Genomic DNA, 13,110 nt, shown 5'->3' with positions numbered 1-13,110 from the left:
CATAATGCGCCTGTACCCACAGGCGCGATCCCCATGACTCCACCCCTTGCGCGACGACCCCGCTGGCGCAGCCTTGCCCTGCTGGCATTATGCCTGGCACCGCTATTGTGGCCACTGGAGCACCTGGCCGAGCGCTATTACCGCAGCGAACTGGCCGGACAGAATCGTCAGACCCTCGACCTCTACGTCGCCAACCTGCTGGGCACCCTGCACCGCTACGAAGTGCTGCCGCAGATCCTCGGTGACCTGCCGGCCCTGCGCACCGCGCTGGACGCGCCCCAGGTCAGCACCCACCTGGCCAACGCCAACCTGCTGCTCAAGGACGTCGCCGCCCAGGCCGGCGTGGAAGTGATGTACCTGATGGACACCACCGGCAAGACTCTGGCCGCGTCCAACTGGGACAAACAAGACAGTTTTGTCGGGCGCAATTTTTCCTTTCGCCCCTATTTCAGCGAGGCCATGGCTGGGCGCCTGGGGCGCTTTTTCGGCCTGGGCACGACCTCGGCCAAGCGCGGCTACTTTTTTGCCGCCGCAGTGCGTGATGGCGACACTATCATCGGTGTGCTGGTGGTGAAGGTCGACTTGGACCACACCGAAAGCCTATGGGGCAATACCCCGGAACAACTGCTGGTCACCGACCACAACGGGGTGGTGATCCTCACCTCACGCCCGCAATGGCGGTTCCGCGCCACGCGGCCACTGACTGCCGAAGAACGCCAGGCCATCATTGCCATCCAACCCTACCCAACCCGCGACCCGCAGCCGCTGAGCCTGAGCAGCAGCGCCTGGCTGCGCCAATCCACGGCCATCGCCGAGACCGGCTGGAACGTGGAAATCCTTGCACCGCGCTCGCTGATCAACCGCCCGGTGCGCACAGTGATGGCCGTCGGTGGCGCCACGCTGTTGGTGCTGATGCTGTTGCTGGGCTTGATCATGCAGCGCCGCCGGCATTACCTGGAACGTATCGCCTTCGAAGCCAAGGCCCGACGCGAACTGGAAATGCGCGTGGCCGAGCGTACCAGCGACCTGGAGGGCCTGAACCGACGCCTGAAACAGGAAGTGCTGGAACGTGAACACGCCCAGCAGGAATTGGTGCGCGCCCAGGATGACCTGGTACAGGCCGGTAAACTCTCGGCACTGGGCACCATGTCGGCGAGCATCAGCCATGAACTGAACCAACCGCTGGCAGCGATCCGCAGCTATGCCGAAAACGCTGAAATCCTGCTCGACCACGAGCGCACCAGCGATGCCCGCGGCAACCTCAAGTTGATCAGCGAGTTGACCGGGCGCATGGCCTCGATCATCGCCCACCTGCGCGCTTTCGCCCGCCGCGACCGCCACGCCCCGGAAAGCGTGGCCCTGCAGCCAGCGCTGGACGACGCCCTGGCGTTGCTGGCCAAGCGGCGGCGCTCGATGGAAGTGGAGCTGATCCGCGACCTGCCGGAGGCAACCCTATGGGTGCAGGCTGGTGAAACCCGCTTGCGCCAAGTGCTGGGCAACCTGTTGGCCAATGCCCTCGACGCCCTCACCGAAAAAGGCCCGCCGCGCAAACTCTGGCTGAATGCCGAAACCACTGCGCAGGGCGTCAACCTGTACATTCGCGACAATGGCCCGGGCTTTTGCATGGAAGCCCTGGGCCGCGCCAGCGAGCCGTTCTACACCACTAAGACACGCACCCAGGGCCTTGGCTTGGGCCTGGCGATCTGCGACACCCTGATGCGTGCCTTTGGCGGCGAACTGCTGTTCGCCAACCACAAGGAAGGCGGCGCGCTGTTAACCTTGAAATTGCGTGCCGGCTCGCCGGGCGTCAGTCTGCAACCGTCCGAGGACCGCAGTGTATGAGTATCGATAACCAGATTCAGGTGGTGTTGATCGACGACGATCCCCACCTGCGTCAGGCCCTCTGCCAGACCCTGGACCTGGCCGGGCTGAAAGTCTTGCCCCTGGGCGAAGCCAGCGGCCTCACCGCCCGCCTGTCGCGGGACTGGCCGGGAGTGGTGGTCAGCGATATCCGCATGCCCGGTATGGACGGCCTGGAACTGTTGGCCGAACTGCACGGCCAGGACCCGGATCTGCCGGTGCTGCTGATCACCGGCCATGGCGACGTGCCGCTGGCGGTGCAGGCCATGCGGGCCGGCGCCTATGACTTCCTCGAAAAACCCTTCGCCAGTGACGCCCTGCTCGACAGCGTGCGCCGCGCCCTGGCCCTGCGTCGCCTGGTGCTGGATAACCGCAGCCTGCGCCTGGCCCTCAGTGATCGCCAGCAACTGAGCACGCGCCTGGTAGGGCATTCGCCGCAGATGTTACGCCTGCGCGAGCAAATTGGGGCGCTGGCCGCGACCAAAGCCGATGTGCTGATCCTGGGCGAAACCGGGGCGGGCAAGGAGGTTGTCGCCCGTGCATTGCATGACCTGTCGAGCCGCCGCAGCGGCCCGTTTGTGGCAATCAATGCCGGGGCGCTGGCCGAATCGGTGGTGGAAAGCGAGCTGTTTGGCCACGAACCAGGCGCGTTTACCGGCGCGCAGAAACGCCGCATCGGCAAGTTCGAGTTCGCCAATGGCGGCACGTTGTTCCTCGATGAAATCGAAAGCATGAGCCTGGATGTACAGGTCAAGTTGCTGCGCCTGTTGCAGGAACGTGTAGTGGAGCGCCTGGGTGGCAATCAGCTGATCCCGCTGGATATCCGCATCATCGCCGCCACCAAGGAAGACCTGCGCCAGGCCGCCGACCAGGGCCGTTTCCGGGCTGACTTGTATTACCGCCTGAATGTCGCGCCGCTGCGCATTCCACCCCTGCGCGAGCGGGGCGAAGATGCATTGATGCTGTTCCAGCATTTCGCCGACGAGGCCAGCAGCCGCCATGGCCTGCCCCTGCATGAGCTGCAACCGGGCCAGCGCGCGCTATTGCTGCGCCACAGCTGGCCGGGCAATGTGCGCGAACTGCAAAACGCTGCGGAGCGTTTCGCCCTGGGCCTGGAGTTGGCGCTGGACAACACCCAGGACAACCCGGCAGCCGGCGTGCTGACCTCCACCCCTGGCGGCCTGAGCGAGCAGGTCGAGCAGTTCGAGAAGAGCCTGATCGCCGCCGAACTGACCCGCCCCCACAGTTCCCTGCGCAGCCTCGCCGAAGCCCTGGGAGTGCCGCGCAAGACGTTGCACGACAAACTGCGCAAGCACGGCCTGAACTTCGCCGACAGCGCCAGCCACAGCGCCGACGACGAATGACACTGTCCACCCGCCAAGAGGCCACCATGAGCCGCGACAGCCGTTATCTGGAAACCATCCTGCACCACGACATCCCCCTAACCCGGGAGATGGGTCTGAAGGTGCTCGACTGGCAGCACGACCAACTGCATCTGCATTTACCTTTGCAAGCCAACATCAACCACAAGAGCACCATGTTTGGCGGCAGCCTCTATTGCGGCGCCGTGCTCGCAGGTTGGGGTTGGCTGCATCTGAAATTGCGCGAAGAAGGCATTGAAGACGGGCATATCGTGATTCAGGAAGGCCAGATCAGTTATCCATTGCCAGTGACGCAGGATGCGACGGCCATTTGTGCAGCGCCGGATGAGAAGGTGTGGAAACGTTTTTTGGCGACGTACAAGCGTCATGGGCGGGCGCGGTTGGCGCTGGAGACATGGATTGTGAATGCAGGCAGCGCAGAGCGGGCAGTAACCTTTACCGGCCAGTACGTCCTGCACCGCTAAAAAGTGCGGGAGGGGGCTTGCTATCGATAGCGGTGTATCAAGTATCTGGTGACTGAATTATCGCCATCGGGAGCAAGCCCCTCCCACACTTTGCCCTGTTGTGATCTTAAGATCTGGCCAGGGTCAATAGGCGTTCGCGCCATGCAGCCTTCGCGGGCAGCGCCAAAAAGAATGGGTTCAACAATGATTCCCGTGCCGGGTAGCTGAACGGCTGGCCATTCAACTCCAACACCTCGCCCCCCGCGCCTTCCAACACACCCTGGGCCGCCGCAGTATCCCACTGTGACGTCGGCGCCAGGCGTGGATAGCAATCGGCGCTGCCTTCGGCCAACAGGCAGAACTTCAACGAGCTGCCGATATTCGCCAGTTTCAGCTCGCCCAACCCTTCGCTCAAACCATCCAGCAGGCGCTCTTGCTCCGCGCTGGTATGGCGACGGCTGGCCACCACGGTAAACGCTTCGCCCGCAGCCGGGGTCTGGCGTACTTGAATCTGCTTGGGCGCGGCATTTACATCCGAACGCCAAGCCCCAAGGCCCGCGCCGCCGAAATAGCAACGGCCAGTGGTAGGCATTGATACCACGCCGAATACCACGCGGCCCTGTTCGATCAGGGCAATATTGACGGTGAATTCTTCGCTGCCGGAAATGAATTCCTTGGTGCCATCCAACGGATCCACCAACCACCAACGCTGCCATCCGGCTCGCACGCTTTGATCGATATCGGCATCCTCTTCGGACAGTACCGGAATGCTCGGATCCAGAGCAGTAAGGCCAGCGAGAATCAAATGGTGCGCCGCCAGATCGGCAGCCGTTACCGGCGAATCATCCGCTTTTGAAGTCACGGCGACGTCGGCGCGCCAGTACGGCAGGATGGCTTCACCCGCTTGGCGCGCCAGTTCAATGACAGGGGCGATAAATGGGTGGCCTAAAAACAGTTCGCTCATGCGTTGAACGCTCCACGCTGGGTCAACAGGTCTCTTACCAAGTACAGCGCGGCCAGGGCGCGGCCTTCGCTGAATTGCTCGTTTTGCGCAAGCGCCGACAATTCACGCAGGTTGACCCGCTCCACGCGCATCGGTTCAGGCTCATCGCCTTCAAGGCGTTCTTCGTACAAGTCAGTGGCCAGCACCACCTGGATTTTCTGGCTCATATAACCAGGCGACAACGACAGTTCGGTGATGTGCTCCAGCTGCCGTGCGCCGTAGCCGGCTTCTTCCTTGAGCTCGCGATCCGCCGCCGCCAACACATCCTCGCCCGGCTCGATCAAACCTTTGGGCAAGGACAGTTCATACTCGTCGGTGCCACCGCAGTACTCTTCCACCAGCAACGCATGATCTTCGTCGATCATCGCCACGATCATCACCGCTCCGTAGCCCGTGCCCCGGCCCACCAGACGCTCGTAGGTCCGTTCAACGCCATTGGAAAAGCGCAATTGCACTTCCTCCACGCGGAACAAACGGCTACTGGCGACTATTTCGCGGGCGAGGACAGTGGGTTTCTGGCGCATAAGCGGCTCCTTGGCGTGATCGGGTTACTATACCGTGGCTTTTCCGATTGTCTGTGTCGGATATCTTTACTTACATGAGAACGCACCATGCCCCCTTTGCCCTGGCACGCCATCGACACTGTCCTGCTGGACATGGACGGCACCTTGCTCGATCTGCATTACGATAACCACTTCTGGATGGAGCACCTGCCCCAGCGTTACGCTGAACTGCACGGCGTGAGCCGCGCCATGGCCGAGATGGAGTTGCAGCCGCTGTTCGAGCGTAACGCCGGACAGTTGCAATGGTATTGCCTGGATTTCTGGAGCACTGAGCTGGCGATCCCGGTACGCGAACTCAAGCTGGAAACCGCGCACCTGATCGCCCTGCGACCGGATGCCGATACGTTCCTGGCGGCGATCAAACAGGCCGGCAAGCGCGTGATCCTGATCACCAATGCTCATCGTGATTCGCTGTCGTTGAAGTTGGAACGCGTTGAACTGGCGCCGTATTTCGAGCGATTGATCAGCTCCCATGACTACGGCTTTCCCAAGGAAAACCCGCAATTCTGGGAAGCCTTGCAAGCCGACATCCGCTTCGATCCGGCCCGTAGCCTGTTTATCGATGACACCTTGCCGATCCTGCGCAGCGCCCGGGATTTCGGTGTGGGGCATTTGCTGGCGGTAAAAGAGCCCGATAGCAAGAAAGGGCCAAAGGACACGGCAGAATTTGCAGCAGTAGAAGGTTACCGCGATCTCATTGCCGGGCTCTAAACCCATGTGGGAGGGGGCTTGCTCCCTCCCACATTTTGCTCTGCGTATTACTCAGGGATGCGCAGTGTCTGGCCTGGGTAGATCTTGTCCGGGTGCGACAACAGTGGTTTGTTGGCCTCGAAGATCTTGTTGTACTGGTTGGCGTTACCGTACACCGCCAGGGAAATCGCGCTGAGGGTGTCACCCTTTTTCACCACGACGAAGCGAGCAGCGGCAACTACAGGGCCCGATACAGTGATCTGATCATCCACACTTGCCACGCCAGCAATGTTGCCCAACGCCAACAGGATTTTCTCCTTCTCTTCCTGCGTGGCCACTTCACCGGTCACCGTAACCTTGTCGCCCTCCACCGTGGTCTGCACGTTTGGATTACCCAGGCCCACCTTGCTCACATGCTCCTTCAACTGCTCGCTCGCATTCGCATTACCCGGCGTCAACAGGTCGACAATCTTTTCGCCGGCTTCTTTGATAAAGCTAAAAATACTCATGGTGCGCTCTCCTTGGGATTTAATTTCCAGATGCCCAAGACTAGACCAGTCCTACAGACTTGGGTTCCAGATCGGCCAAAGACTCAAAAGTATTGAAATCACCCGCCCTTGGAATAAGCCCGCAGTGAAGCGACCAACCAACCGTGATCGACGCCATCTATCAATAGATCAATACTGGCAATTAGACGCGACCCTTTGTCGCGCCTAGTCTAAACACTGATCAATCCGCCGGTGGTACTGCCCCATGAACGCCAAGCGCCCAACCTGCGCGGCGCCCGCACTCGAAACGACCGCGCCCGTCGCCAGCCAGAGCTATCAATATTGCAATCTTGAACACACTGAAGTCGCCAGTACTGCGCTGGCTGAAGAGGTGGCGTTGGCAATTGCCTATAACGATATCAGCCAGGCGGTGATGCTGGTAACGCCCACTGACCTGGAAGACTTCATCGTCGGTTTCAGCCTTGGCAGCGGCATTATCACCGACGTCAGCGACATTTATGACCTGAAAATCAGCGGCTCCGGCTCTGCCCAATACGCCCAGGTGCAGATCTCCAGCCGTGCATTCTGGAACCTCAAGCAGCAGCGCCGCCAATTGGCCGGCACCAGCGGCTGCGGCCTGTGCGGAGTAGAAGCGGTTGAACAGGCCCTGCCCGACCTGCAAGTGCTGCCTGGTGCGTCTTTGCCGCCAGCCGAATGGCTCGACGGCCTGCGCCAGCGCATCAGCGCGTTCCAACCCCTGGGCCAGTACAGCGGCGCAGTGCATGCGGCGGTGTTTATGAACAACCAGGGTGAATTATTGATGGGCCGCGAAGACATCGGTCGGCACAACGCCCTGGATAAATTGATCGGCGCGTTGGTCCGCGAAAACATTCCGACCGACGGCGGTCTGGCCATTGTCACCAGTCGCTGCAGCCTCGAATTGATCCAGAAAGTCCTGCGCGCCGGCATCCAGACTCTGGTCAGCCTGTCGTCGCCCACCGGCCTGGCCCTGCAATGGGCGCGTCGGCACAACCTCAATCTCATCCACCTGCCGCAGAAAAGCGCGCCACGGGTCTACAGCCCAGCGATGGAGTACCAGCCATGAGCCTTCACCACCAAGCCGACCAGACCCCAACCCCACGCTACAAGCCCTATAAAGGCCCAGCCGGCGGCTGGGGCGCACTGATCAGCGTGGCGCAAGCCTGGTTGACCAGCGACAATGCGCTGAAAAACATCCGCATGATGCTCAAGACCAACCAGAACGGTGGTTTCGATTGCCCGGGCTGCGCCTGGGGCGACTCACCGGAAAGCGGCATGGTCAAGTTCTGCGAAAACGGCGCCAAGGCGGTCAACTGGGAAGCCACCAAGCGCCGCGTCGATGCGGCGTTTTTCGCCAAGCACAGCGTCACCGCTTTGCTGGAGCAAAGCGACTACTGGCTGGAATACCAGGGCCGCCTGACCGAGCCGATGCGCTATGACGCTGCGACCGACCGCTACATGCCCATCAGTTGGGAAGCGGCCTTTGACCTGATCGGCAAGCACCTCAACGCACTGCCCAGCCCGAACATGGCCGAGTTCTACACCTCGGGCCGCGCCAGCAACGAAGCCGCCTACCTGTACCAGTTGTTTGTACGCGCCTACGGCACCAACAATTTCCCGGACTGCTCGAACATGTGCCACGAGGCCAGCGGCGTAGCCCTGGCCCAGAGTGTGGGCGTGGGTAAAGGCACCGTGACCTTTGACGATTTCGAACATGCCGACGCTATTTTCGTCTGGGGCCAGAACCCCGGCACCAATCACCCGCGCATGCTCGAACCGCTACGTGAAGCGGTTAAGCGCGGCGCCCAAGTGGTGTGTATAAACCCGCTGAAGGAACGCGGCCTGGAACGCTTCCAGCACCCGCAACATCCGCTGGAAATGCTCACCAACGGCGACAAACCGACCAATACCGCCTACTTCCGCCCCGCGCTCGGCGGCGACATGGCCATCCTGCGTGGCATGGCCAAGTTCCTGCTGCTGTGGGAACGCCAGGCCCTGGCCGAAGGTAAGGAAGCGGTGTTCGACCATGACTTCCTCAACGAGCACACCACCAACGTACTGGAGTACCTGGGCCAGATTGACGACACCTCATGGGAAGAAATCGTCGAGCAATCCGGCCTGACCTTGGTTGAGATCGAACAGGCGGCGCGCATGTACGCCAAAGGCAAGAACGTGATCATGTGCTGGGCGATGGGTATCACCCAGCACCGCCACTCGGTACCGACCATCCAGGAAATCGCCAACCTGATGCTGTTGCGCGGCAATATCGGCCGCCCAGGCGCCGGCCTGTGCCCGGTGCGCGGCCACAGCAACGTGCAGGGCGACCGCACCATGGGCATCAACGAGCGCCCACCGGCAGCCTTCCTTGACGCATTGGAGCGTCGCTTCCAGTTCCAAGTGCCACGTGACAATGGCCACAACGTGGTGGAAGCAATTCACGCCATGCTTGAGGGTCGCTCCAAAGTGTTTATCGGCCTGGGTGGCAACTTCGCCCAAGCCACACCGGACAGCCTGCGCACCTTCGAAGCGCTGCGCAATTGCGACCTGACCGTGCAAATCAGCACCAAGCTCAACCGTAGCCACCTGATGCACGGTAAAGACGCGCTGATCCTGCCATGCCTGGGACGTACCGATATCGACATCCAGGCCGACGGCCCGCAAGCGGTAACAGTGGAAGATTCCTTCAGCATGGTCCATGGCTCCAACGGCCAACTGCAACCGCTGTCGGCGCAGATGAAGTCCGAACCGGCGATCCTGGCCGGGATTGCCGCCGCCACCTTGGGCAGCAAACCGGTGGATTGGAATTGGCTGGTGGCCGATTACGGGCGCATTCGCGACCTGATTGCCGACACCATCCCGGGCTTCAAGGACTTCAACCAGCGCATCAAGCACCCAGGCGGTTTCTACCTTGGCAACTCGGCCGGTGCACGCCGCTGGAACACACCATCGGGCCGCGCCAACTTCCGCCCCAACATCCTGCCCAAGGACCTGATCCACGAACGTACCCATGCCACAGGCCGGGTGCCGGACCTGATCATGCAGTCAATGCGCTCCCACGATCAGTACAACACCACCATCTATGGCCTGGATGACCGTTATCGCGGGGTCAAGGGCCAGCGTGACGTATTGTTCGTCAACGAAGCCGACATCATCCGCCTGGGCTTCAAGCCAGGGCAGAAGGCTGACATCGTGTCGTTGTGGGAGGATGGCCGTGAGCGCCGTGTGAAGGGCTTTACCTTGCTGGCGTTTGATATTCCGGCGGGGCAGGCAGCGGCGTACTACCCGGAGGTGAATCCGTTGGTGCCGCTGGAAAGCACTGGCGAGGGTAGCCACACGCCGACGTCGAAGTTCGTCGCGATTCGCCTTGAGGCGGCAAGTGATACTGGGTTGATCATGGCGCGCTCGGCCTGACCCGGGATCTCTGTTGTTTGAACTACCGCTTTCACGGGCACAAAAAAGGCCGCTTTTGCATAAAAGCGGCCGTTCCGAAGTAACTAAAGACCTGCAAAAACAACTTAAGTTCCCGATAAAAAACAGTAACTTAGCAAATTGTATACAACCTCTGCCGCCGGTCGGATTTCGATTGTCAGCGTCTCGATACAACCTCAGGATCGCGCCGTCATCCCCTTGAGGTTTCCCTGAATGAAGTTCTCCTCGATTCTCTTGTTGTCCCTTGGCCTGGTCAGTGGCGCAGCCATGGCCGGTGGCACCACCGAAGCCGGTGTAGGCGGCGCATTGGGCGGGGTTCTAGGTTCTGTTGTCGGCCAACAGTTGGGCGGCAACACCGGCTCGACCATCGGCGCAGCCCTGGGCGGCGCGGGCGGTAGTGCGGTCGGTGCCGACAAGCGCAGCCGAGGCGAAGCCGCCATTGGCGGCGCATTGGGCGCAGCCGGCGGCAACGTCGTGGGCCGCAGTGTCGGCGGCAGTACCGGCGCACTGATCGGCTCGGCGGCCGGCGGTGGCGCGGGCGGTGCGCTGGGCAACTACATGGGCAACGAAAGTGATCGCGACGACCGCCGTTATCGCGACCGTGACCGTGACGATCGTCGCTACTACCGCGACGGCCACCCAGGCCGCGGCCATGCCTACGGGCATCGCAAGAACAAGCATCACTACCGTCATCGGTAAGCTCTGAAGAGCACCGCAGTACTAATGTGGGGGGAGCAGGCCCCCTCCCACATGGGGTGCCGCAAGGTCAAACCACCAGTCGCTGCAACGCCTCGCGCAAGATCCCCGGTATCGGCACGGGCTGGTTCGACGCCCGATCCACAAACACATGCACAAAGCGCCCCGCAGCGCAGGCCTCTTCTTCGCCGGCCTTGAACACCGCCAGCTCATACTGCACCGAACTATTGCCCAGCTTGCCTACCCGCAGGCCGATTTCAATGCGCTCGGGAAAGGCAATCGAAGCGAAGTAATCGCACGCCGAACTCACCACGAATCCCACCACCTCACCGTCGTGAATATCCAGCCCGCCCTGTTCGATCAGGTAGGTATTCACTGCCGTATCGAAAAAGCTGTAGTAGGTGACGTTGTTCACATGGCCGTAGGCATCGTTGTCGTGCCAGCGCGTGGTGATCGGCTGGAAGTAGCGGTAATCGGCACGCAGGGGCGTTGAGTCAGGCATCGGCAAGTCTCGTCAGAGTAGGTCTAATTGGGCGTGGGCCCAGTCGCGCACTTCGGCGTAGGGGTAGTCTTCCAGCGCGGCAAACCCGGGAATGCCCCGCGCCTTCAACTTGTTAAACAACGGCACGCTGATACCGCCGAGAAACCGCGTCAGCCGCTCGGCACCGGGTAGCTCGCCAGTGTGCTCATGATGCCTGTGGATAAAATCGCCGCACAGCCCCATGAAGCTTTTATCCACAAGTGGCGGCAGGCTTGGCGGTGGCGGCAGATGCGCGACATGGCCGTGGCACACCGAACAATGTCCACAACGCTGGGGAGCGTTTTCATCACCGAAGTACTGCGCCAGACGTTGCCCCAGGCAGTATTCGGTGGCGAACAGGTCGAGCATGGCATGAATCCGCGCTACCTCTGTCACTTCGTGCTGCTTGAAGCCTGTGTATAACTCAGCGCTCAACACCCGTGGATCGAAATCGGTGTCGAGCAAACTGTAGACCTCCGTCATCTGTTTGCTTTCCAGCTCGATCAGGCCCTGCTCCTGGAAGTAATCCAGCGCCTTTACCACCCGGCTGCGCTCGGCATTGTGCTGTTGATAAAGCGCGTCGAAATCCACCGTTGCCCAGGTTTTCGCACGCTTGCACACCTGGATGATCGCCGCGACAAACTGCTGCCGCTCACCGGAAAACCGTGCGAGCAAGGCGTCAGGTTCGACCAGGTACTTGAAGCGGTATTCAGCATAAAACGCATAGCGCGGTGCGATCACGCCCTTGAGCTCCAATTGCACCAGCAGCGTCTTGAGTGGCAGCTCGCGGATGTTGCTGTGGTCGGACAGCGACCTGAGCAGGAACTCCCACTGCCCTTCGCTGCGTGCGGCCTGCAACTCCTCGAGGACACGGCCAATGCCCTCTTGCTCCGGCGTGTCGCCATACACAAAATTTTCCAGCACATTGAGGCTGTCGCGATTGGCCAACACCAGGCAATCAGACGGCTGCCCGTCACGCCCTGCACGGCCGATTTCCTGGCTGTAGTTCTCGATGGACTTGGGCAGGTCGAAGTGCACCACATTGCGGATATCACTTTTATCGATGCCCATGCCAAACGCGATGGTTGCAACAATGCAATTGGAACGCCCACCCATGAAACGCTGCTGGATACCCTCGCGTTTATCGTGGGGCAAGCCCGCGTGATAAGCCTCGGCCTGAATGCCGTGGCGGTTCAGATGCTCGGCAATCTGCTCGGCGGTTTTCTGCAAAGTGACATAGACGATGCTCGGTTGGTTGGCTCGTTCCTTCATCCATTCAACCAACCTGCGGCGCTTGTGCTGGCCGCTGACCGGTTCCACCAGCAGGTTGAGGTTGGGCCGATAGAAGCCGGTAGTCACCACATCTCCGGGGGCAATCGCGAACTTGGCCTGCATGTCGGCGATTACCTTGGGGGTGGCCGTCGCGGTCAGCAGCAAAGCCTGTGGGATATTGAACTGGCGCTGGTAGTCCGGCAGCTTCAAATAGTCCGGGCGGAAGTTGTGGCCCCACTCGGAGATGCAGTGCGCCTCGTCCACCACCAGCAGCGAGATCTGCACGCTTTGCAAAAAGTTACGGAAGCGCTCGTTCTTCAAGCGCTCCACGGAAATCATCAGGATTTTCAGCTCGCCTGAACGCGCACGAGCCATGACATCATTGGCGTCATCGCGGCTCTGGGCCGAATCAATGCTGCCCGCCGAAATACCGTGACGCTGCAGGAAACCCAACTGGTCCTGCATCAGTGCCAGCAAGGGCGACACCACCAGCGTCAGGTGCGGCAGCAGCACCGCCGAAAGCTGATAGCACAGGGACTTGCCCGACCCCGTAGGGAAAATGGCCGCCGCGGAGCGCCCGGCCAGGACGGCGCTGACCGTCTCTTCCTGGCCGAGACGAAACTGTGGATAACCGAAGACTTGCTGGAGGGTGTCGTGCATGAGGCTGTCACTCCATTGACCGCTGGGCTGGCTCAAAAACATAGCCTGGGAATCTCAGCGAATCG

At 61.0% G+C, this 13,110-nt stretch carries 12 protein-coding genes; 7 read left to right on the top strand and 5 right to left on the bottom strand.

The window, feature by feature from the left end:
- Positions 1-33 precede the first annotated feature (33 nt).
- Genes KVH01_RS08675 through KVH01_RS08665 form a run of 3 tightly spaced genes read left to right on the top strand, consistent with a single transcriptional unit; the run spans position 34 to position 3,706 of the window.
- Positions 34-1,842, top strand: a complete 1,809-nt coding sequence (locus tag KVH01_RS08675; protein ID WP_217881163.1) for a sensor histidine kinase — start codon at positions 34-36, stop codon at positions 1,840-1,842.
- On the top strand, positions 1,839-3,224 hold the full coding sequence (locus KVH01_RS08670; RefSeq protein WP_043047366.1) for a sigma-54-dependent transcriptional regulator: 1,386 nt from the start codon (positions 1,839-1,841) through the stop codon (positions 3,222-3,224). Before KVH01_RS08675 ends, KVH01_RS08670 begins: the two co-directional genes overlap by 4 nt.
- A 26-nt stretch (positions 3,225-3,250) precedes the next feature.
- Positions 3,251-3,706 carry a thioesterase domain-containing protein gene (locus tag KVH01_RS08665; RefSeq protein WP_217881162.1) on the top strand — a complete coding sequence of 152 codons (456 nt, stop codon included), beginning with the start codon at positions 3,251-3,253 and terminating at the stop codon, positions 3,704-3,706.
- Positions 3,707-3,812: 106 nt separating this feature from the next.
- Here KVH01_RS08665 and cysQ read toward each other — a convergent pair whose 3' ends face one another.
- Together cysQ and nudE are read right to left on the bottom strand one after the other, a co-directional pair.
- Positions 3,813-4,649: a 3'(2'),5'-bisphosphate nucleotidase CysQ gene (cysQ, locus tag KVH01_RS08660; RefSeq protein ID WP_043047368.1), complete on the bottom strand. Its 837-nt coding sequence runs from the start codon at positions 4,647-4,649 to the stop codon at positions 3,813-3,815.
- Positions 4,646-5,212, bottom strand: a complete 567-nt coding sequence (gene nudE, locus KVH01_RS08655) for an ADP compounds hydrolase NudE (protein WP_043047369.1) — start codon at positions 5,210-5,212, stop codon at positions 4,646-4,648. Before nudE ends, cysQ begins: the two co-directional genes overlap by 4 nt.
- Positions 5,213-5,299: 87 nt before the next feature.
- Between nudE and yrfG the strand changes: the two genes are divergently transcribed.
- Positions 5,300-5,962, top strand: coding sequence for a GMP/IMP nucleotidase (gene yrfG / locus KVH01_RS08650; RefSeq protein ID WP_217881161.1), 663 nt, complete (start codon positions 5,300-5,302; stop codon positions 5,960-5,962).
- Between the two features lie 47 nt (positions 5,963-6,009).
- Here the strand turns inward: yrfG and lysM are convergent, their stop codons facing one another.
- The gene (lysM, locus tag KVH01_RS08645) at positions 6,010-6,450 is read right to left on the bottom strand and encodes a peptidoglycan-binding protein LysM (protein WP_217881160.1); all 441 of its coding nucleotides are present in this window, start codon (positions 6,448-6,450) and stop codon (positions 6,010-6,012) included.
- Between the two features lie 244 nt (positions 6,451-6,694).
- On the opposite strand from lysM, the gene fdhD reads away from it, so the two are divergent.
- The 3 genes from fdhD to KVH01_RS08630 all read left to right on the top strand — a co-directional run bounded on the left by fdhD (position 6,695) and on the right by KVH01_RS08630 (position 10,596).
- A complete protein-coding gene (gene fdhD, locus KVH01_RS08640) occupies positions 6,695-7,534 on the top strand; it encodes a formate dehydrogenase accessory sulfurtransferase FdhD (RefSeq protein ID WP_217881159.1) in 840 nt (279 codons plus the stop codon).
- Positions 7,531-9,879 (top strand): FdhF/YdeP family oxidoreductase, encoded by a 2,349-nt coding sequence (locus KVH01_RS08635; protein WP_217881158.1) that lies wholly within the window; start codon positions 7,531-7,533, stop codon positions 9,877-9,879. Before fdhD ends, KVH01_RS08635 begins: the two co-directional genes overlap by 4 nt.
- A gap of 231 nt (positions 9,880-10,110) precedes the next feature.
- Entirely contained in the window at positions 10,111-10,596 is a 486-nt protein-coding gene (locus KVH01_RS08630; protein ID WP_005783837.1) for a glycine zipper domain-containing protein, read from the top strand.
- A 67-nt stretch (positions 10,597-10,663) separates the two neighbouring features.
- Here KVH01_RS08630 and KVH01_RS08625 read toward each other — a convergent pair whose 3' ends face one another.
- Positions 10,664-11,095, bottom strand: a complete 432-nt coding sequence (locus KVH01_RS08625; RefSeq protein ID WP_217881157.1) for an acyl-CoA thioesterase — start codon at positions 11,093-11,095, stop codon at positions 10,664-10,666.
- A gap of 12 nt (positions 11,096-11,107) precedes the next feature.
- Positions 11,108-13,045, bottom strand: a complete 1,938-nt coding sequence (locus KVH01_RS08620) for a RecQ family ATP-dependent DNA helicase (protein WP_217881156.1) — start codon at positions 13,043-13,045, stop codon at positions 11,108-11,110.
- Positions 13,046-13,110: the final 65 nt, after the last annotated feature.

Origin of the sequence: Pseudomonas khavaziana, assembly GCF_019145205.1 — a bacterium.
Taxonomy (GTDB): Bacteria; Pseudomonadota; Gammaproteobacteria; order Pseudomonadales; family Pseudomonadaceae; genus Aquipseudomonas; species Aquipseudomonas khavaziana.
The sequence above is the reverse complement of the archived record's forward strand: the minus strand, read 5'-3'. Positions and strand labels throughout refer to the sequence as shown.

What these genes read in the sequence shown, in the direction of transcription:
- KVH01_RS08665 (WP_217881162.1), top strand. Translation starts at nt 3,251, where the DNA reads ATGAGCCGCGACAGCCGTTATCTGGAAACCATCCTGCACCACGACATC.
- fdhD (WP_217881159.1), top strand. Translation starts at nt 6,695, where the DNA reads ATGAACGCCAAGCGCCCAACCTGCGCGGCGCCCGCACTCGAAACGACC.
- KVH01_RS08630 (WP_005783837.1), top strand. Translation starts at nt 10,111, where the DNA reads ATGAAGTTCTCCTCGATTCTCTTGTTGTCCCTTGGCCTGGTCAGTGGC.
- KVH01_RS08675 (WP_217881163.1), top strand. Translation starts at nt 34, where the DNA reads ATGACTCCACCCCTTGCGCGACGACCCCGCTGGCGCAGCCTTGCCCTG.
- yrfG (WP_217881161.1), top strand. Translation starts at nt 5,300, where the DNA reads ATGCCCCCTTTGCCCTGGCACGCCATCGACACTGTCCTGCTGGACATG.
- nudE (WP_043047369.1), bottom strand. Translation starts at nt 5,212, where the DNA reads ATGCGCCAGAAACCCACTGTCCTCGCCCGCGAAATAGTCGCCAGTAGC.
- KVH01_RS08635 (WP_217881158.1), top strand. Translation starts at nt 7,531, where the DNA reads ATGAGCCTTCACCACCAAGCCGACCAGACCCCAACCCCACGCTACAAG.
- cysQ (WP_043047368.1), bottom strand. Translation starts at nt 4,649, where the DNA reads ATGAGCGAACTGTTTTTAGGCCACCCATTTATCGCCCCTGTCATTGAA.
- KVH01_RS08625 (WP_217881157.1), bottom strand. Translation starts at nt 11,095, where the DNA reads ATGCCTGACTCAACGCCCCTGCGTGCCGATTACCGCTACTTCCAGCCG.
- lysM (WP_217881160.1), bottom strand. Translation starts at nt 6,450, where the DNA reads ATGAGTATTTTTAGCTTTATCAAAGAAGCCGGCGAAAAGATTGTCGAC.
- KVH01_RS08620 (WP_217881156.1), bottom strand. Translation starts at nt 13,045, where the DNA reads ATGCACGACACCCTCCAGCAAGTCTTCGGTTATCCACAGTTTCGTCTC.
- KVH01_RS08670 (WP_043047366.1), top strand. Translation starts at nt 1,839, where the DNA reads ATGAGTATCGATAACCAGATTCAGGTGGTGTTGATCGACGACGATCCC.